The 18,701-nt window shown below is 67.9% G+C and carries 18 protein-coding genes; all 18 read left to right on the top strand.

What is annotated here, in order from left to right; translation table 11 throughout:
- The first annotated feature begins 1 nt into the window (after position 1).
- The 18 genes from fliP (at position 2) to ACZK2R_RS09870 (ending at position 18,665) form a co-directional block, all read left to right on the top strand.
- Entirely contained in the window at positions 2-781 is a 780-nt protein-coding gene (gene fliP / locus ACZK2R_RS09955) for a flagellar type III secretion system pore protein FliP (RefSeq protein ID WP_043395553.1), read from the top strand.
- Between the two features lie 82 nt (positions 782-863).
- Complete coding sequence (locus ACZK2R_RS09950) at positions 864-1,133, top strand: flagellar biosynthetic protein FliQ (RefSeq protein ID WP_012510965.1); 270 nt, start codon at positions 864-866, stop codon at positions 1,131-1,133.
- 13 nt (positions 1,134-1,146) lie between these two features.
- Entirely contained in the window at positions 1,147-1,938 is a 792-nt protein-coding gene (gene fliR, locus ACZK2R_RS09945; protein ID WP_012510964.1) for a flagellar biosynthetic protein FliR, read from the top strand.
- Positions 1,939-2,102: 164 nt separating this feature from the next.
- Positions 2,103-4,235, top strand: a complete 2,133-nt coding sequence (locus ACZK2R_RS09940) for a putative bifunctional diguanylate cyclase/phosphodiesterase (protein WP_180837598.1) — start codon at positions 2,103-2,105, stop codon at positions 4,233-4,235.
- Positions 4,236-4,353: 118 nt separating this feature from the next.
- Positions 4,354-5,484: a flagellar biosynthesis protein FlhB gene (gene flhB / locus ACZK2R_RS09935; protein WP_049461531.1), complete on the top strand. Its 1,131-nt coding sequence runs from the start codon at positions 4,354-4,356 to the stop codon at positions 5,482-5,484.
- 44 nt (positions 5,485-5,528) lie between these two features.
- Positions 5,529-7,589 (top strand): flagellar biosynthesis protein FlhA, encoded by a 2,061-nt coding sequence (flhA, locus tag ACZK2R_RS09930; RefSeq protein ID WP_153855598.1) that lies wholly within the window; start codon positions 5,529-5,531, stop codon positions 7,587-7,589.
- Between the two features lie 145 nt (positions 7,590-7,734).
- Positions 7,735-9,357, top strand: coding sequence for a flagellar biosynthesis GTPase FlhF (gene flhF / locus ACZK2R_RS09925; RefSeq protein ID WP_180837599.1), 1,623 nt, complete (start codon positions 7,735-7,737; stop codon positions 9,355-9,357).
- Positions 9,344-10,231 carry a MinD/ParA family ATP-binding protein gene (locus tag ACZK2R_RS09920; RefSeq protein WP_125895422.1) on the top strand — a complete coding sequence of 296 codons (888 nt, stop codon included), beginning with the start codon at positions 9,344-9,346 and terminating at the stop codon, positions 10,229-10,231. Before flhF ends, ACZK2R_RS09920 begins: the two co-directional genes overlap by 14 nt.
- Complete coding sequence (locus tag ACZK2R_RS09915) at positions 10,228-10,971, top strand: RNA polymerase sigma factor FliA (protein ID WP_049401180.1); 744 nt, start codon at positions 10,228-10,230, stop codon at positions 10,969-10,971. Before ACZK2R_RS09920 ends, ACZK2R_RS09915 begins: the two co-directional genes overlap by 4 nt.
- A 57-nt stretch (positions 10,972-11,028) precedes the next feature.
- The gene (gene cheY / locus ACZK2R_RS09910) at positions 11,029-11,421 is read left to right on the top strand and encodes a chemotaxis response regulator CheY (RefSeq protein WP_006365466.1); all 393 of its coding nucleotides are present in this window, start codon (positions 11,029-11,031) and stop codon (positions 11,419-11,421) included.
- On the top strand, positions 11,421-12,026 hold the full coding sequence (locus ACZK2R_RS09905) for a protein phosphatase CheZ (protein WP_006442968.1): 606 nt from the start codon (positions 11,421-11,423) through the stop codon (positions 12,024-12,026). Before cheY ends, ACZK2R_RS09905 begins: the two co-directional genes overlap by 1 nt.
- 2 nt (positions 12,027-12,028) lie before the next feature.
- Positions 12,029-13,861: a chemotaxis protein CheA gene (locus ACZK2R_RS09900; RefSeq protein ID WP_132810051.1), complete on the top strand. Its 1,833-nt coding sequence runs from the start codon at positions 12,029-12,031 to the stop codon at positions 13,859-13,861.
- Positions 13,862-13,962: 101 nt separating this feature from the next.
- On the top strand, positions 13,963-14,703 hold the full coding sequence (locus ACZK2R_RS09895; protein WP_010482457.1) for a flagellar motor protein: 741 nt from the start codon (positions 13,963-13,965) through the stop codon (positions 14,701-14,703).
- A 1-nt stretch (position 14,704) separates the two neighbouring features.
- On the top strand, positions 14,705-15,721 hold the full coding sequence (gene motD, locus ACZK2R_RS09890; RefSeq protein WP_180837600.1) for a flagellar motor protein MotD: 1,017 nt from the start codon (positions 14,705-14,707) through the stop codon (positions 15,719-15,721).
- Between the two features lie 4 nt (positions 15,722-15,725).
- A complete protein-coding gene (locus tag ACZK2R_RS09885; RefSeq protein WP_180837601.1) occupies positions 15,726-16,508 on the top strand; it encodes a ParA family protein in 783 nt (260 codons plus the stop codon).
- The gene (locus ACZK2R_RS09880; RefSeq protein ID WP_180837602.1) at positions 16,505-17,707 is read left to right on the top strand and encodes a chemotaxis protein CheW; all 1,203 of its coding nucleotides are present in this window, start codon (positions 16,505-16,507) and stop codon (positions 17,705-17,707) included. The genes ACZK2R_RS09885 and ACZK2R_RS09880 overlap by 4 nt, the downstream gene beginning before the upstream one ends.
- A 287-nt stretch (positions 17,708-17,994) precedes the next feature.
- Complete coding sequence (locus ACZK2R_RS09875; RefSeq protein ID WP_014037092.1) at positions 17,995-18,303, top strand: STAS domain-containing protein; 309 nt, start codon at positions 17,995-17,997, stop codon at positions 18,301-18,303.
- Positions 18,300-18,665, top strand: coding sequence for a response regulator (locus tag ACZK2R_RS09870; protein WP_005409521.1), 366 nt, complete (start codon positions 18,300-18,302; stop codon positions 18,663-18,665). Before ACZK2R_RS09875 ends, ACZK2R_RS09870 begins: the two co-directional genes overlap by 4 nt.
- Positions 18,666-18,701 lie beyond the last annotated feature (36 nt).

Here is an 18,701-nt window from a genome sequence, read left to right as displayed (position 1 = left end):
CATGCGTGTCACCCGTACCCGTCTTGCCACCCTGATGCCGTGGCTGCTGATGCTCGCCCTGTGCCTGTTGCCGGCGCTGGCATTCGCCGCACCCGGTGCCCCGACCACGCCGCTGCCGGACATCAACGTCGGCAAGATCGGCGGTGCACCGGTCAGCCTGCCGCTGCAGACCCTGCTGCTGATGACCGCGATCACCCTGATCCCGTCGATGCTGCTGGTACTGACCTCGTTCACCCGCATCATCATCGTGCTGGGCCTGCTGCGCCAGGCACTGGGCACCGGACAGACGCCGTCCAACCAGGTGCTGCTGGGCCTGGCCCTGTTCCTCACCGCAATGATCATGCTGCCGACCTGGGACAAGGCCTGGAGCACCGGCATGGCGCCCTACCTCAATGGCGAGATCGACTTCCAGACCGCCTGGACGCTGACCACCTCGCCGCTGCGCGCCTTCATGCTGGCGCAGATCCGCGAGACCGACCTGATGACCTTTGCCGGCATCGCCGGGCATGGCACCTACGCCAGCCCCGACGCGATCCCGTTCCCGGTGCTGGTCGCCTCGTTCGTCACCAGTGAACTGAAGACCGCCTTCGAGATCGGCTTCCTGATCTTCATTCCGTTCGTGATCATCGACCTGGTCGTGGCCAGCGTGCTGATGTCGATGGGCATGATGATGCTGTCGCCGATGCTGGTGTCGGCACCGTTCAAGATCCTGCTGTTCGTGCTGGTGGATGGCTGGGTGCTGACCGTCGGCACCTTGGCGGCGAGCTTCAATCCGGCGTGATCGAGAGGCAGTCGAGCATGACTCGACTCTACAGAAGCACAGTCGAGCGCGGCTCGACTCTACATGAGCAGATGGAACCCGAATGACTCCCGAACTTGCCCTGACCGAACTGCGTGGCGGCCTGATCACCGTGTTGTGGGTGGCCGGCCCGCTGCTGCTCACCGTGCTGGTGGTCGGTGTGGTGGTGGGCGTGGTGCAGGCCGCGACCCAGCTCAATGAGCCGACCATCGCCTTCGTTGCCAAGGCGGCGGCGCTGACCGCGGTGCTGTTCGCGCTGGGCAGCCTGCTGATCGGCCACCTGGTGGAGTTCACCACGCTGCTGTTCCAGCGCATTCCACACCTGATCGGCTAGGACACGCGCTTCGATGGACGCCGCCACCCAGATGGCTGCCGACGGCCTGCAGGCCTTCGGCATGATCGGCACCGTGCTGTGGACCATGCTGCGCATCGGCGCAGTGGCCATGGCCATGCCGATGGTCGGCACCCGTGCCGTTCCCGCGCGGGTGCGCGTGGTGCTGGCTGGCACCCTGGCCATCGCACTGGCGCCGCTGCTGCCGCCGGTACCGGACTGGACCGGTTTCGATGCCGCCACGGTCCTTACCATCGCCCGTGAACTGGCCATCGGCGTATCCATCGGCTTCCTGCTTCGGCTGGTGTTCGAGGCCGGCGCGATGGCCGGCGAACTGATCGCCCAGGGCACCGGCCTGGCCTTCGCGCAGATGAGTGACCCATTGCGTGGCGGCACCTCCGGCGTGATCGGCCAGTGGTTCTATCTGCTGTTCGGCCTGCTGTTCTTCACCGCCAACGGGCACCTGGCGCTGATCTCGCTGGTGGTGGACAGCTACCGGGCGCTGCCGATCGGCGCCCCGCTGCCGGACCCGCACGCCTTCTTCAGCATCGCCCCAACCTTCCTGCTGACCGTACTGCGCGGCGCATTGACCCTGGCGATCCCGCTGACTGTGGCAATGCTGGCGGTGAACCTGGCGTTCGGCGTACTGGCCCGTGCGGCCCCGGCGCTGAACCCGATCCAGCTCGGCCTGCCAGTGTCTCTGCTGCTGGGCCTGTTCCTGCTGGCGCTGCTGGCCGGGGAAATGGGTCCGCCGGTACAGCGCCTCTTCGATGCCGCCTTCCAGGCTGCGGACACGGTCACACACTGACCGGATCATCACGTTTTACTGCTTGCCCTTCCCCCGGGTCTGCGCGTTAGAGTGAATACGCGGCAACCGGGGGGATGCCGCACGTGGCCGGCGCCGTGCGTCGGCCTGCCTCATGCATGCCCCACCGTGGTTTCCGTCGACAGGCAGGTCCGGGAGACTGACGAATGCTGGTAGGCACGTACAACCCGTGGCTGGTGGCGATCTCGCTGCTGGTGGCCGTGATGGCTTCGTACACCGCGCTGGCGATGGCCGGGCGCACGGTCACTGCACCCGGCAAGGGCGCGGCGTGGTGGTGGCGCCTCGGTGGTGGCTTCGCCATGGGCCTGGGCATCTGGTCGATGCACTTCATCGGCATGCTCGCCTTCGATCTGCCCATTCCGCTCGGCTACGACCTGCCGATCACCCTGCTTTCCCTCGCATTGGCGATCGCCTCATCGGTGTTCGCGCTATGGCTGGTTTCGCTGCGTACCCTGCCCCACCCGCGGTTGGCCGGTGGCGCGCTGCTGATGGGCACCGGCATTGCCGGCATGCATTACGTTGGCATGGCCGCAATGCGCATGCAGCCGGGCATCGACTACGACCCGGGCTGGCTGCTTTTTTCGCTGATGGTGGCGGTGGCCGCCTCGTGGACGGCGCTGTACGTGGCGTTCCGCCTGCGCGCGCAGCGCACCCGTGTCGGCGACCGGCTCGCGGCTGCCGGCCTGCTCGGGTTGGCCATCGTCGGCATGCACTACACCGGCATGGCCGCAGCGCGCTTTCCGGAAGGCAGCATCTGCGGCGCAGCCGTCGGCGATGGGCTGCAGAGCGAATGGCTGGCCATGCTGGTGGTGGTGCTGACCGTCGCCATCCTGGCCGTGGTGCTGGTGGTCTCCTGGCTGGACCAGCGGGTGGAGGCGCAGCTGCTGCGCCTGCGCAATTCCCTGTTGAGTACCTCACTGACCGACGCACAGCAGGAACTGACCCAGGCCGCACTGCACGACCCGCTTACCCGCCTGCCCAACCGCCTGCTGCTGCAGCGTCGGATCGTGCAGGCGCTGGCCGAGGCCGAACAGGGCGGCAGCCGCTTCGCGGTGATGTTCATGGACCTGGATGGCTTCAAGCAGGTCAACGATGCCTACGGCCACCAGGCCGGCGATGCACTGTTGGTTGCGGTGGCCGAACGCACGCGCCAGCTGCTTCGGCCCAACGACATGCTGGCCCGTCTGGGCGGTGACGAATTCGTGCTGGTGGTGCGCATCGAGCACGACGAGGACCTGCCGACGCTGGCCCGGCGCATCCTGCAGGCGGTCGGCAGCGGGCCGTTGCTGGCCGACAACGAACTGCAGGTGACCGCCAGCATCGGCGTGGCGATCTGTCCGGATCACGCTGCCAGCGAGCGGCAGCTGATGGCCTTTGCCGATGCAGCGATGTACCAGGCCAAGGAATCCGGACGCAACGCCTTCGTGCTGTTCGCCGACTGGATGAATGACAGCGCCGAACAACAGTTCCGGCTGCTGGCCGACCTGCGCCGGGCCATCGGCAGCGAGCAGCTGTTCCTGCACTACCAGCCGAAGATCCAGGTAACCACGCAGAAGGTGGCCGGTGCCGAAGCGCTGATCCGCTGGCGCCATCCCGAGCATGGCCTGATCCCGCCGGACCGCTTCATCCGGCTGGCCGAACGCAGCGGTGCGATCAACGACATCGGGCGCTGGGCGCTGGACCAGGCCTGCCTGCAGCTGCGCCGCTGGCACGATGCCGGCCACGAGGGCTGGTCGATGTCGGTGAACCTGTCGCCGGTGCAGTTCAGTTCGCCGCACCTGCTGCAGGATGTGCGCGAAGTGATCGAACGCTACGACATTGCCCCACGCCACCTGGTGCTGGAGATCACCGAAAGCACGGTCATGCGCGATACCGATGCCAGCCTGCGCCTGCTGCAGGCGCTGTCGGCGCTGGGCGTGGGCATCTCCATCGATGACTTCGGCACCGGCTATTCCAGCCTGCTGTACCTGAAGCGGCTGCCCGCCACCGAGATCAAGATCGACCATGCCTTCGTACGCGATCTGGAGCACAGCGCCGAGGATGTGGTGATCGTCTCGGCGATCGTGGCACTGGGCCACGCGCTCGACATGGACATCGTGGCCGAGGGCGTGGAGACCGCCGCACAGCGCGCCTACCTGGAGCGCCTGGGCTGCGACTTCCTGCAGGGCTACCTGCTCGGCCGCCCGGTCGACGCGGCGCGCTTCATGCAGCTGCACGACCTGCCTCGCCCACGGGTGGAGCTGGCGCAGAGCCCGCCGACGCAGCACCCGCCGGGGTAAATCCAGGCTGCGCTCCCACCTGCACCTGCTCTGGTAGATGCCAACCTTGGTTGGCACATGAACCCATCACGGAACGGTTCTTGCACGCACCCCGGCATCCCCTGCCGCAGTGCCCGTGATGTCCGAGAACGAATCCGCCGGCGAAAAGACCGAACAACCTACCGAAAAACGCCTGCGCGACGCCCGTGAACAGGGCAACCTGCCGCGCTCGCGCGAGCTCGGCACGGCCGCCGTGTTCGGCGCCGGTGTACTGGCGGTGATGGCCATGAGCGGCTCGATCGGCCGTGGTGCAAGCGCCTGGATGAAGCATGCACTCAGCCCAGAGCAGAGCCTGCGGCAGAACCCGAAGGCGCTGTTCGGCCACTTCGGCGACCTGCTGCTGCAGTTCATGCTGGTGATCGCGCCGCTGGTGCTGGTCTGCCTGCTGGCCAGCTTCGTCGCCCCGCTGGTGATGGGCGGCCTGCGCTGGTCGCAGAAGGCGATGATGCCCGACTTCAACCGCATGAACCCGATGAGCGGGCTCAAGCGCCTGTATGGCCCGGAAGCCATCGCCGAGTTCACCAAGTCGTTGTTGCGCGTGGCTTTTGTCGGCGTTGCCGCCGGGCTGGTGGTGTGGACCGGCTTCGACACCCTGCGCGGGCTGATCCACCACCCGCTGGAGACCGCCATCACCGACGGCCTCGGCTTCACCCTGCGCCTGCTGCTGGCCACCGCCGGCGCGATGCTGGTGCTGGCTGCCATCGATGCGCCCTACCAGCGCTGGAACTGGATGCGCAAGCTGAAGATGACCCGTGAAGAGCTGCGCCGGGAAATGAAGGAAAGCGAGGGCAGCCCCGAGGTCAAGGGCCGCATCCGCCAGCTGCAGCAGCAGATGGCCAACCGCCGGATGATGGAGGCGGTGCCCACTGCCGACGTGGTGGTAGTCAACCCCACCCACTACGCGGTGGCCCTGAAGTACGAGGGCGGCGCCATGAACGCCCCCAAAGTGGTCGCCCTGGGTGTGGATGAGACCGCCCTGCGCATCCGTGAAGTGGCCGACGGCAACAAGGTGGCGATCGTCTCCGCCCCGCCTTTGGCACGCGCCTTGTATCGGGAAGGCCAACTCGGAAAGGAAATCCCCGTGAGACTGTATTCGGCCGTCGCCCAGGTCCTGTCCTACGTCTACCAGCTGCGCGCCTGGCGCACTGGCCCGATGCCGGACGCCCCGCACATCCAGGTGGATGAATTCGGCAAGGGAGGCCGCCCGTGAGCGCCCAGCCCTCCACCGGTTTCAACACCCGCCGCGCGCTGGAAATGATCCGCCAGGGCCTTGGCGCACCGCTGATCGTGCTGGCCCTGCTGGCCATGGTCGTGGTGCCGCTGGCCGCGCCGGTGCTCGATGCGCTGTTCACCTTCAACATCGCCATCTCGCTGATGGTGCTGCTGGCGGTGGTCTACGTGAAGCGCCCGCTGGACTTCACGATCTTCCCGATCGTGCTGCTGATCACCACCATGCTGCGGCTGGCGCTGAACGTCGCCTCCACCCGCGTGATCCTGCTGAACGGCCAGAACGGCCATGACGCCGCGGGCAAGGTCATCGCTGCCTTCGGCGAATTCGTGATCGGCGGCAACTACGCGGTCGGCATCGTGGTGTTCGCGATCCTGACCATCATCAACTTCGTGGTCATCACCAAGGGCGCCGGCCGCGTCTCGGAAGTGACCGCGCGCTTCATCCTCGACGCGATGCCCGGCAAGCAGATGGCGATCGACGCCGACCTCAACGCCGGTTTGCTGACGCGTGAAGAAGCCAAGCTGCGCCGCGAGGAAGTCCGCGAGGAAGCCGATTTCTACGGCGCGATGGACGGTGCCAGCAAGTTCATCCGCGGCGATGCCATCGCCGGCATCCTGATCCTGTTCATCAACATGCTCGGCGGCCTGGCCGTAGGCGTGCTGCAGCATGGCATGCCGTTCGGCGATGCCGCTGCCACCTACACCCTGCTGTCGATTGGTGATGGCCTGGTGGCGCAGCTGCCGGCGCTGCTGGTCTCCAGCGCCGTGGCCATGCTGGTCACCCGCGCCTCGCGTTCGCAGGACATGGCCCAGGCCATGACCGGCCAGGTGTTCGGCCAGTACCGCGCGCTGGCGATCACCGCCGGCATCATCGGCGTGGTCGGCCTGGTGCCGGGCATGCCCAACGTCGCTTTCCTGACACTGTCCGCGATCCTCGGCTTCATCGCCTGGAAGGTCTACCGCAAGGGCAAGGCCGCGGCCACCGATCCGGCAGCCGCAGGCAATGACGCTGCCGCGCTCAACGCACTCGGCCGCCCGGCCGCGCCGGCTCCGACTGCCGAACTGAGCTGGGACGAACTGCGCCCGGTCGATCCGCTGGGCCTGGAGGTCGGCTACCGGCTGATTCCGCTGGTGGACAGCAGCCAGGGCGGCGAACTGATGGCACGCATCAAGGGCGTGCGGCGCAAGCTGACCCAGGACGTCGGCTTCCTGATCCCGTCGGTGCACATCCGCGACAACCTGGAACTGCCGGCCAACGGCTACCGCGTGCTGGTGCACGGCGTACCGGTGGCCACCGCCGAGATCCATCCGGACCGCGAGCTGGCACTGGACCCGGGCAGCGCGCTCGGCGCGCTGGAAGGCATCGCCGGCAAGGACCCCGCGTTCGGCCTGGACGCGACCTGGATCCAACCGCACCAGCGTGCCCAGGCCGAAACGCTGGGCTACACCGTGGTCGATCCGGCCACCGTGGTCGCCACCCATCTGTCGCACCTGATCCGCGAACACGCGCCCGAGCTGCTCGGCCACGAGGAAGTGCAGCACCTGCTGGCCAACCTGGCCAAGAGCGCGCCCAAGCTCGTCGAAGATCTGACGCCGAAGGCGCTGCCGCTGTCGGCGGTGGTGCGCGTGTTGCAGAACCTGCTGGTCGAGCGCATTCCAATCCGCCAGCTGCGCAAGATCGCCGAAGCACTGGTCGAACACGCTCCGAACAGCCAGGACCCGGCCGTACTGACCGCCGCGGTGCGCACCGCGCTGGGTCGTTTCATCGTGCAGGAGATCGCCGGAATGTCGGCGGAGCTGCCGGTGTTCACGCTCAACCCACAATTGGAACGTGTCTTGCAGGAGTCCACGCAGGGCAACGGCGCCGCGCTGGAACCCGGACTCGCTGAGCGACTGCACCAGAGCCTGGCCGAATGTGTCAGCAAGCAGGAAGCCCGCAACGAGCCCGCGGTCGTGCTGGTACCTGGCCCGGTGCGTGCCGCGCTGGCCCGCCTGGTCCGCCACAGCGTTCCGTCGCTGTCGGTCCTGGCCTACAGCGAGGTGCCGGAGGACAAGCGCCTGAAGCTGGTCGGAACGATCAGCTGACGCCGCCCTCCGATGCGCCAGAAAACAGACACCACTTTCGAACCAACGCAACAGACAGATACCAAGGGGAACCCGCACCGTGCAGACCACCGACCACCCGAGTTCTCCGACCGCCACCCCGCCGTCTTCGTCCCGTGACCACAGCATGAAAATCAAACGATTCGTCGCCGCCGACATGCGCTCGGCCATGAACCTGGTGCGCAAGGAACATGGTCCTGACGCCGTGATCCTGTCCAACCGCCGGATCGAGGAAGGCATCGAGATCGTCGCCGCCGCCAACTACGACGAGAGCGCCGTGCAGCGTGCACTGGAAGCCTCGCGTCGTGACATCGCTCCGCCGCCGGCGCCGAAGCCGCGCACCGCCGCCGACGCGGTGATCGCCGCGGTCACCCGCCGCCGCAGCAACACCCCGGCACCGGAACCGGTCGCCGCAACCACCTCGGCCGTGGCTGCCCTCGCCCGCGCTGCGGTCGGCGCCACCGGCCGCACCCTGGACAGCGCCGACGAGATCGTGCCGACCCGCGGCAGCACCGGCTTCGCCGCCACCCTGGCACGCGCCGCCGTCAACGAACCGGCGCTGCCGGATCAGCCCTTCGCTCCGTTCGCCGAAGCCATCGTCGCACCGGCGCCCAGCACCGCCGCACCGGCCAACCGCGCCCGCTTCCAGATCGACCCGCCGCACGAGACGCATCACGAATGCGCGGCGTCGGCCGTGCAGCCGCCGCCGCTGCCTACCGCTGCCGTGACCGAAGCGCAACCCGGGATCGTCGCCAGCGAACCGGCACCGGTCGAAGCCAGCGACGAAACCGGCGCTGCCCCCGTGCTGGCCCCAGCCCCGGCACTGACCCTGGTGGCCCAGGACGACGCCGAGATCCGCCAGCTGCGCCAGGAAGTGGCCGGCATGCGCCATGTGATCGAGCGCGAGATGAACCGCTTCACCGACGAGCGCCTGCGCGGCTGCCCGGTGCGCGCCACCGCGCTGGACCTGATGGACGAGTATGGCTTCGATGCCGGCCTGGCCCGCGACGTGGCCATGCAGATCCCGCTGGAGACCGAGGCCCATCGAGGCCGCGGCCTGATGCTGGGGCTGATTTCGCGCAAGCTGCCGATCGCCCCGGTCGACCCGCTGGAAGAAGGTGGTGTGATCGCACTGGTCGGACCGACCGGCGCCGGCAAGACCACCACCATCGCCAAGCTGGCCTCGCGCTTCGCCGAGAAGCACGCGCCGCGTGACGTGGCCCTGGTCACCACCGACACCACCCGCATCGGTGCCCGCGAGCAGCTGTACGGCTACGGCCGCCAGCTCGGCATCGCGGTGCACGAGGCCAACAGCGGCACCGACCTGGACCAGCTGCTGGAACGCCTGAAGGACTACAAGCTGGTGCTGATCGACACCGCCGGCCTGGGCCCGCGCGACCGCGCCCTGGCCGCCCAGCTGCAGTGGCTGCGTGCCGCCCGCCAGGTCCGCACCCTGCTGGTGCTGCCGGCCAACACCAGCTTCGGCGACATGGACGAGGTGGTCCGCCGCTTCGGCGCCGCCAACCTGCAGGGCCTGGTACTGAGCAAGCTGGACGAGACCGGCCGCTTCGGCAACGCCCTGTCGGTGGCCGTGGACCATGCCCTGCCGATCACCTGGGTGACCGATGGCCAGGACGTCCCGGAGGACCTGCACCGGGCCAGTGCAGCCAATCTTGTACTTCGCCTTGAAGATTTGCGCCGCGCGGCCGATATGCCCTGCAACCCGGAGTTGAACCATGCCGTCGCGTGAGTACGCCAAGCTGACCAAGACCTTCCCGCTGTCGGCCACCCGCAGCGAGCCGCTCGGCCCTGTGCGCACCATTGCGGTCACTGGCGGCAAGGGCGGCGTGGGCAAGACGAATGTGTCGGCCAACCTGGCCGTGGCCCTGGCTGGCATGGGCAAGCGCACGCTGCTGCTGGACGCCGACCTCGGCCTGGCCAACATCGACGTGATCCTGGGCCTGAACCCCACCTTTACCCTGGCCGACCTGGTCGCCGGGCGCTGTTCGCTGGACGACGTCATCGTCGAAGGCCCGAACGGCGTACTGGTGGTCCCGGCCGCATCCGGCCGCCGGCACATGGCCGAGCTGGCCCCGGCTGAGCACGTTGGCCTGGTCAACGTGTTCTCCGAGCTGGAGCGCGAGCTGGACATCATGGTGGTGGACACTGCCGCGGGCATCACCGATGGCGTGCTGACCTTCTGCCAGGCCGCACAGGACACCGTGGTGGTGGTCTGTGACGAGCCGGCCTCGATCACCGACGCCTACGCACTGATCAAGGTGCTGTCGCGCGAGCGCGGCGTGGACCGCATCCAGGTGGTGGCCAACATGGTGCGCGACCCGAACGAGGGCCGCGTGCTGTACGAAAAGCTGACCCGCGTCTGCGAGAAGTTCCTTGCCGATGTCTCGCTGAACTACCTCGGCTGCGTGCCGCAGGATGACTGGCTGCGCCTGTCGGTGCAGCGCCAGCAGCCGGTGGTGAAGGCCTATCCGTCCAGCCCGGCGGCGCTGGCGATCACCGAGATCGCGCGCCGTACCGCGCGCTGGCAGGCGCCGACCGAACCGCGTGGCGGCGTCGAGTTCTTCCTCGAACGCATCCTCAAGCAGCGTGGGGTGACGGCATGAAAGGCGCAGCCCAGTACAGGGAAGTGCAGCGCTCGGCGGCAAACGAAGTCATCGCCCAGCATTCGGACCTGGTGCGGCGCATCGCCCACCACCTGGCCGCGCGCCTGCCGGCCAGCGTCGAGGTCGACGACCTGATCCAGGCCGGCATGATGGGCCTGATCGAAGCCTCGCGCAGCTATGACGCCGACCAGGGTGCTTCTTTCGAGACCTACGCCTCGATCCGCATCCGTGGTTCGATGATCGACGAGATCCGCCGTGGTGACTGGGTCCCGCGCTCGGTGCACCGCCGTGCACGTGATGCCGCCGCCACCATCCGCCGCCTGGAACAGAGCAGTGGCCGTGCCGCCAGCGCCACTGAAGTGGCCGCCGCGATGGAGATGCCGCTGCCTGAGTACCTGCGGCTGATGGAAGACGCTGCACGTGGCCAGGTGCTGAGCCTGGAATCGCGCATCGAGGACCAGGGCGAGCTGGACACCGTCGCCCAGGGCGGGCCGACCCCGCAGCAGGTACTGGAGCGCGGTGAGTTCGGTCGCGAGCTGGGCAAGGCCATCGGCCACCTGCCCGAGCGCGAACAACTGGTGCTCTCGCTGTACTACGAGCAGGAACTGAACCTGAAGGAGATCGGCGCGGTGCTCGGCGTGAGCGAGTCGCGGGTCTGCCAGATCCACGGCCAGGCGGTACTGCGCCTGCGTGGCCGGCTGAAGCTGTTCGAGGCTGCCGACGCAGGCCTCGAAGAATGAACATCCCCGAGGCGGCTGCCCCCGGCCGTCCGGAATGAACAACAAAGGAATTCTGCTTTGAACAAGAACATGCGCATCCTGATCGTCGACGACTTCTCGACCATGCGTCGAATCGTCAAGAACCTGCTGGGCGATCTGGGCTTCACCAATACCGCCGAAGCCGAGGACGGGCATGCCGCGCTGTCGCTGCTGCAGAGCCAGCCGTTCGATTTCGTGGTCACCGACTGGAACATGCCGGTGATGACCGGCATCGAGCTGCTCAAGGCCATCCGTGCCGATGCCAAGCTGAAGACCCTGCCGGTGCTGATGGTCACGGCAGAAGCCAAGCGCGAGCAGATCATCGAAGCCGCCCAGAGCGGCGTGAACGGCTACATCATCAAGCCGTTCACCGCGCAGACGCTGGAAGAGAAGCTCGGCAAGATCTTCGAACGCCTGGCGGCCAGCGCCTGATGGATACCACGGTCGACAAGAACGCCCTCGCCCTGCGCCTGCAGGAGGCCCTGGACGCACTCGAGTCCGGTGACGAGGCCGCCTGGCGGCAGCGCATCGATGGGCTGGTCGCGCTGCGCACGCAGCCGATGATGAGCGGCCTCTCGCGGCTGGCCCGCGAGCTGGGGCAGGCGCTGGGCGAACTGCCGACCGTGCCGAGCGAAGCCGGCGAACTGGACGACGCCTGCGCGCGACTGGACCACGTGGTGGCGATGACAGAACAGGCCACGCACCGCACCCTGGACCTGGCCGAGGAATGCCGCAGCCTGACCGAACAGCTGCGCGCCGAAGGCCTGCAGCCGGGCCAGGACGCGCAGCTCGAGCGCATCCGCCACAACCTGACCGAGATCGCCCTGACCCAGAGCTACCAGGACCTGACCGGGCAGATCATCCGTCGCGTGGTCGGCATCGTCCGCCGCGTGCACGAAGGCTTCGGCGCGCTCGGCCTGCCGCCGGAACAGCATCGCACCGACCCGGAACTGGCCGGGCCGGCACTGAAGGGACTGGACCGCCACGCGGTCTCGCAGAACGACGCCGACGACCTGTTGTCGGATCTGGGGCTGTAAGCATGAGCGCGGTATCCGACGACATCACTGCCGATTTCATCATCGAGGCGCAGGAGATCCTGGATCGCCTCGGCGAACAGCTGGTGTCGCTGGAGCAGGCACCGCAGGACAGCGACCAGCTCAACGCGGTGTTCCGCGGCTACCACACGCTCAAGGGCGGCGCCGGCTTCCTCGGCGTCACCGCCATGGTCGAGCTGTGCCATGCCGCTGAAGAGGCGCTGGGCGCCGCACGTGCCGGCCAGGCCGTGCTGCAGGCCCACCACTTCGACGCGGCCCAGCAATCGCTGGACTACCTGCAGTCGATGCTGGACGCGGTTTCCTCCGGCACCGAGCCGGGCTATGCGCCGCCGGACCTGATCGCACAGTTCGACGTGCACGGCGGTGCCGTGGCTGCACCCGCCGCCGCAGCAGCACCCACCGCGGGTGGCAGCGACCTGATCACCGACGACGAATTCGAGGCTCTGCTCGACCAACTGCATGGTGGCAACGCGCCGACCGCGGTCGCGCCAGCGAAGAAGGCCGACGACGGACTGATCAGCGAAGACGAGTTCGAAGCCCTGCTCGACCAGCTGCACGGTGGCGCGGCACCGGGCACCAAGCCTGCGGCCGTGGTGGCACCGGCACCGATCGCAGCGCCGCGCCCGGTCGCCGCACCGGCACCGGTGGCGAAGCCGGCCGCCAAGCCGCTGGCCGAGGCCGAACATACCGTGCGCGTGGACACCAAGCGCCTGGACGCGATCGTCAACCTGATCGGCGAACTGGTGCTGTCACGCAATCGGCTCAAGACCCTGCGTGCACGCCTGCGCGATGAAGAGCTGGACCGGGCCGTGTCCACTCTGGATATCGCCACCGCCCGCCTGCAGTCGGCAGTGATGCGCACCCGCATGCAGCCGGTGGGCAAGGTGTTCTCGCGCTTCCCCAAGGTTGCCCGCGACGTCGCCCGCTCGCTGAAGAAGGAAGTGGACCTGGAACTGATCGGCGCCGAGACCGAGCTCGACCGCAACTTGGTGGAAGCGCTGGCCGACCCGCTGGTGCACCTGGTCCGCAACGCCATCGACCATGGCGTGGAAATGCCCGACCTGCGCGAGGCACAGGGCAAGCCACGGATGGGCCATGTGCGCCTGTCCGCACAGCAGGAAGGCGACTACGTCAGCATCGAGGTGCAGGACGATGGCGCCGGCATCGACCCGGAAAAGCTGCGTGCCAAGGCGCGCGAGAAGGGCCTGATCGATCCGGAAGCCGCCGCGCGCCTGAGCAGCGAGGAGTGCCTGCACCTGGTGTTCCTGCCCGGCTTCTCGACCAAGCAGCAGGTCACCGACATCTCCGGTCGTGGCGTCGGCATGGACGTGGTGCAGTCACGCATCCGCGAACTGAGCGGCCAGATCCAGATCCAGTCGGAACTGGGCCGTGGCAGCCGCTTCCTGATCCGCGTGCCGCTGACCCTGGCGATCCTGCCGACCCTGCTGGTGCAGGCCGGCGAGGACGTCTATGCGCTGCCGCTGGCCCGCGTGATGGAAGTGCTGCACGCGCCGCGCACCTCGCTGGGCTGGTTCGATGGCCGTGCCGTGCTCGACCGCCGCTCGCACACGCTGCCGCTGGTCGATCTGCGCCAGTGGCTGGATGTGACGCCGGCCGCCTCGCCGCTGCTGACCATCGTGGTGCTGCAGGCTGGCGAAGCGCGCTTCGGGCTGGTCGTGGACCAGGTACGCGGGCGTGAGGAAGTGGTCATCAAGCCGCTGCCGAAAGCGCTGCGCGGCCTGCGCGGTTATGCCGGTGCAACCTTGATCGGCGATGGTCGCATGGCGCTGATCCTGGACGTGGACGGGCTGCGATGAACCCCACCGGGCCATGCCCGGCGCCCCGAAAACTGTGACCACCGTCTGTACGCGATCTACCGGTGTCTCAAGTCCCATTCATACACGCCGATACCGGAACCATGGATAGACTCAGCCTCATTGGACTCTTTCTCGCCCTGGCCTCGCTGGTCGGCGGCAGCATCCTCAAGGGCGCCGGCCTGGCGTCGTTGTGGTCGCCTGCGGCGTTCGTGATCGTCATCGTCGGCACCGTCGCCGCGATCCTGCTGCATACCTCGCCGGCGGTGTTCAAGCATGCCTTCAAGATCGTACGCTGGGTCGTGCGCCCGCCGCACAGCGATCGCCGCGAACTGATCCAGCAGATCGTCGAGTGGAGCAACATCGCCCGCCGCCAGGGCCTGCTGGGCCTGGAATCGCAGGTGGAAGCACAGCAGGACCCGTTCCTGCGCAAGGGCCTGCAGCTGCTGGTGGACGGCGTCGAACCCGAATCGATGCGGCACATGCTGGAAATCGAACTGGGCAGCCAGGAACACCAGGACCAGGCCGGTGCCAAGGTCTTCGAAGCGATGGGCATCTATGCACCGACGCTGGGCATCATCGGTGCCGTGCTTGGCCTGATCGCGGTGATGAAGAACCTGGCCGACCCGAGCAAGCTCGGCCACGGCATCGCCGCAGCGTTCACCGCCACCATCTACGGCATCGCCTCGGCCAACCTGCTGTTCCTGCCGGTGGCCGCCAAGCTCAAGAGTGTGATCTCGCACAACACCCGCGACCGCGAAATGGTCATTGAAGGCCTGATCTCGATCGCCCAGGGCGAAAACCCGCGCAACATCGAAACCAACCTCTCCGGCTTCCTGCACTGACATGGCCCGCCGCAAGCACCACGAAGAGCACGCCAACCACGAAGCATGGGCGATCCCCTATGCCGACCTGATGACGCTGCTGCTCGCCTTCTTCGTGGTCATGTACGCGATTTCCTCGGTGAACGAAGGCAAGTACCGGATCATGGCCGACGCGCTGACCGATGCCTTCGGGGGCGCGCCGCGCACGATCAATCCGGTACAGGTCGGCAACAAGCAGGTGCAGGGTGGCGGCTGGGACAGCCCCTCGGTGATCAAGTCCGGCACCAAGATCGGGCCCTCGGCGCCTGCGCCGTCGCACGACCCGACCCTGCTGCCGTCGATGGCCTCGCAGATGCGTATGCCTGTTTCGGTGCACAACCAGGAGCAGATCGCGCGCGCCGAGCGCCAGCTCAACAGCATCGCCGACCGCCTGACCGCCGCGCTCGCGCCGCTGATCGACCGCGGCATGATCAGCGTGCGCCGCACCGAGCTGTGGATCGAAGTCGAGATCAACAGCGACATCCTGTTCCCCACCGGCTCGGCGGCGCTGGACGTGCATGCGCGGCAGACCCTGGCCAGCCTGGCCGAGGTCCTGCGCGACGTACCCAACAGCGTGCGCGTGGAAGGCCACACCGACAACGTACCGATCGCCACCGCCACCTTCCCGTCGAACTGGGAACTGTCGGCCGGGCGCGCGGCCAGCGTGGTGCACCTGTTCGCCGACCAGGGCGTGCAGCCGTCGCGGCTGGCGATGGTCGGCTACGGCCAGTTCCGCCCGCGCGAAGAGAACGACAGCGCGCAGGGCCGCAACCGCAACCGCCGGGTGATGGTCATCATCCTGGCCGACACCTCGCACTCGGTGGACCCGCTCGGTCAGCGCCTGAACGCAGCCACCGGTGCCACCCGGAACACCGATACCGAACAAGCCGCGGCAACTCCGGCTACCGCCCCGACCTACCCCATCGCACCGGTGAAGTTGCCGCCGGTGCCGGCTGGCAGCCGCGTCGGCGCCGCCGTTCCCCCGGCAATGAAGGAGTAAACCGATGCGCATCTGGGCAGTCGCCAACCAGAAGGGCGGAGTCGGCAAGACCACCACCACCCTCGCCCTCGGCCGCGGACTGGCCGTACTTGGCCATCGCGTGCTGCTGATCGACCTCGATCCGCATGCCTCGCTCAGCCGCGCGTTCGGCGTACCGGTGGACCCGCCGCCGGCTGGCGTGCTGGAGCTGTTCGGCGCCCCGCCCGCCGATCTTTCCAGCCTGTGCCATGCAAGCAGCATCCATGGCCTGGACTATGTCTGCGCACAGTCCGCGCTGGCCACGCTGGAACGCCGCAGCGCCAACCAGCCTGGCCTTGGCCTGGCGCTGCAGAATGCGCTTGCGCGCCACCAGGGCCAGCACGACTACATCCTGCTGGACTGCGCGCCCACCCTCGGCCTATTGATGATCAATGCGCTGGCCGCCGCCGATCGCCTGATCATCCCCACCCAGGCCGAGCCGCTGGCCCTGCATGGCCTGGATGGCATGGTCCGCACCGGCGAGATGGTCGAACGCTCGCGCCGCCGCCCGCTGCCGATCTCGATCCTGCCGACCCTGTTCGACCGCCGCACCCGCGCCGGCAACGAGTCGCTGCGCACGATGCAGGATCGTCACGGCACCCGTGTGTGGGAAGACGCGATTCCGATCGACACCCGCATCAGCAACGCCGCCGGCCTGGCCCTGCCGAGCGTTGGTGAGGATTACCCGGGTCGCGGCCTGGCCGCCTATCGCCGCGCGCTGAACTGGATCCTCGGCGAGGATGCCCGTGCTCTGGAGCAGGCCGCATGAACAGCACCGGTGTACTGGACGACTACCTGGACGAACTGCTGGGCGAAGCGATCGCCGCGGCACCACCGGCTGCACCGCCGCCGGCGAGCGACGAAGCGTGCCCAGCAATTGCAGCCGACGCCGAACGCGAGCCGACCTGGGATGACCTGCCGGCCGAGGTGATCTACGAAACCGAGACCGTCGCCGCTGCGCCTGCCGTCGACAACGCCGCACTCGAAGCCGCCTTCGAGGCGGCCGCAACGGCTGAGCGCGAGCCCACTTGGGACGATCTGCCCGCCGAAGTGATCTACGAAACGGAGACTGTTGCTGCTGCCGCGGCAGAGGACGACGCAGCACTGGAGGCCGCCTTCGAGGCCGCCGCAATGCCTGTCGCCGCCCCCGCGCGCGAACCGACCTGGGATGACCTACCTGACGAGGTGATCCACGAAACGGCCACTGCTCCCGCCACCGCCAAGTCCGGCCCGGAACCTACATGGGACGACCTGCCGGACGAAGTGATCTACGAGACCGATCCGGCCGACAGCCATCGACTCGCCCACACCGACAGCCCCGGCCTGGAGGCCGCGTTCGAGGCCGCAGCCGGCGGCGAGGACGTTCCTGCGCCACCAGCGGCCGTGGTCGCAGCACCCGCTCCAGTTGCACGCACCGATGCCGCGCCGCCCCCGCGCGTGGCCGTGGACGCGCCAGCAGGCAACCGCCCGAGCAGCTGGCAGGAGCTGCAGGCACAGGCACATCGGCCCGCCAGCAGCCCGCATCCACAGAACCGACGCGCCGGCGAGCGCACCTCGCGCTGGCTGCGCCTGCGCTGCGGCACCCAGGCCTATGCACTGGAACTGCTGAAAGTGCAGGAAGTGGTGCTGCCAGTGCCGCTGCTGCCCTTGCGCGGCACTGCGCCGGCCATGCTGGGCATCATGAACCTGCGTGGCCAGGTGGTACCGGTGATGGACCTCGGCCTGCACCTGGGCGCCGCAGCCGCCGAAGACGACTCACAGACCCGCATCGTGGTGCTGGAGGAAGACGGCGAGACCATCGGCCTGCGCGTGTCGGCAGTGGAAGATGTCGCCAACCTCACCGATTCGCAGATCGAACCGCCCGATACCGCGCGCATCTGCCAGATCTCCAACGACCTGTTCCGTGGCGTCGCCCGGGTCAGCCAGCGCCCGATGATCCTGCTGGATGCCACCCGGTTGCTGAGTTGAGCGGAAAAAAAGGGGACGGAGGGGATTAAGTCGCAATCGACCAGGCTCTTCCGCAGCCACCCTCGGCAACGGCGACCACGCAGTGGGGACGTAAGGTGTTGATCCAACGGATCAACGCCTTGCGTCCCCGACAGGCACCGCATCGGCGCAAAGCGCCGAGCCAGTTGCGACTTAATCCCCTCCGTCCCCTTTTCAACAGCGACCGCATCGACGCACCGCGTCGATTCCCCTAAAGAACCCCGCCGGGGTGCCGTTATGGATCACGGAACCGTTTGTCCGGAGCAACGATGAGCACTGTCGAACTGGGTGGGGATCTCGGCATCGAGAGCACCACCGAGCTCAAGAACCGCCTCGCCCCGCTGGTGGCGCAGGCAGGCGAGCTGACCCTGGATGCCAGCCAGGTCGCCCGCATCCACACGGCCGCCGTGCAGGTGCTGTGTGCGTTCGTGCAGGCCCGCCGCGAGGCAGGCCTCGGCACCGGCTTCCACGGTTGCACTGCAACCTTCCGTGACGCCGCGCGCCTGCTGGGCGTCACCCAGGCCCTGGGCCTGGACGTAACCCATGACAACCTGAAATCTGTGGAGAACGCTGCATGAGCGCACGTATCTTGGTGGTGGACGATTCGGCGTCAATGCGCCAGATGGTGTCCTTCGCCCTCACCTCGGCCGGTTTTGCCGTCGAAGAAGCTGAAGACGGCGCGGTCGCGCTCGGTCGCGCCAAGGGCCAGCGCTTCAATGCGGTGGTCACCGACGTCAACATGCCGAACATGGACGGCATCGCGCTGATCCGCGAACTGCGCCAGCTGCCGGACTACAAGTTCACGCCGCTGCTGATGCTGACCACCGAATCGGCCGCCGACAAGAAGTCCGAAGGCAAGGCCGCCGGTGCCACCGGCTGGCTGGTCAAGCCGTTCAATCCGGAACAGCTGGTCGCCACCGTGCAGAAAGTGCTGGGCTGATCGCCCGCCACCGCTCCCCTTCTTCGCTTCTGGACC

The sequence above is a fragment of the Stenotrophomonas sp. 96582_Sma genome (assembly GCF_056480905.1).
This window is presented reverse-complemented; position numbering and strand designations above follow the sequence as displayed.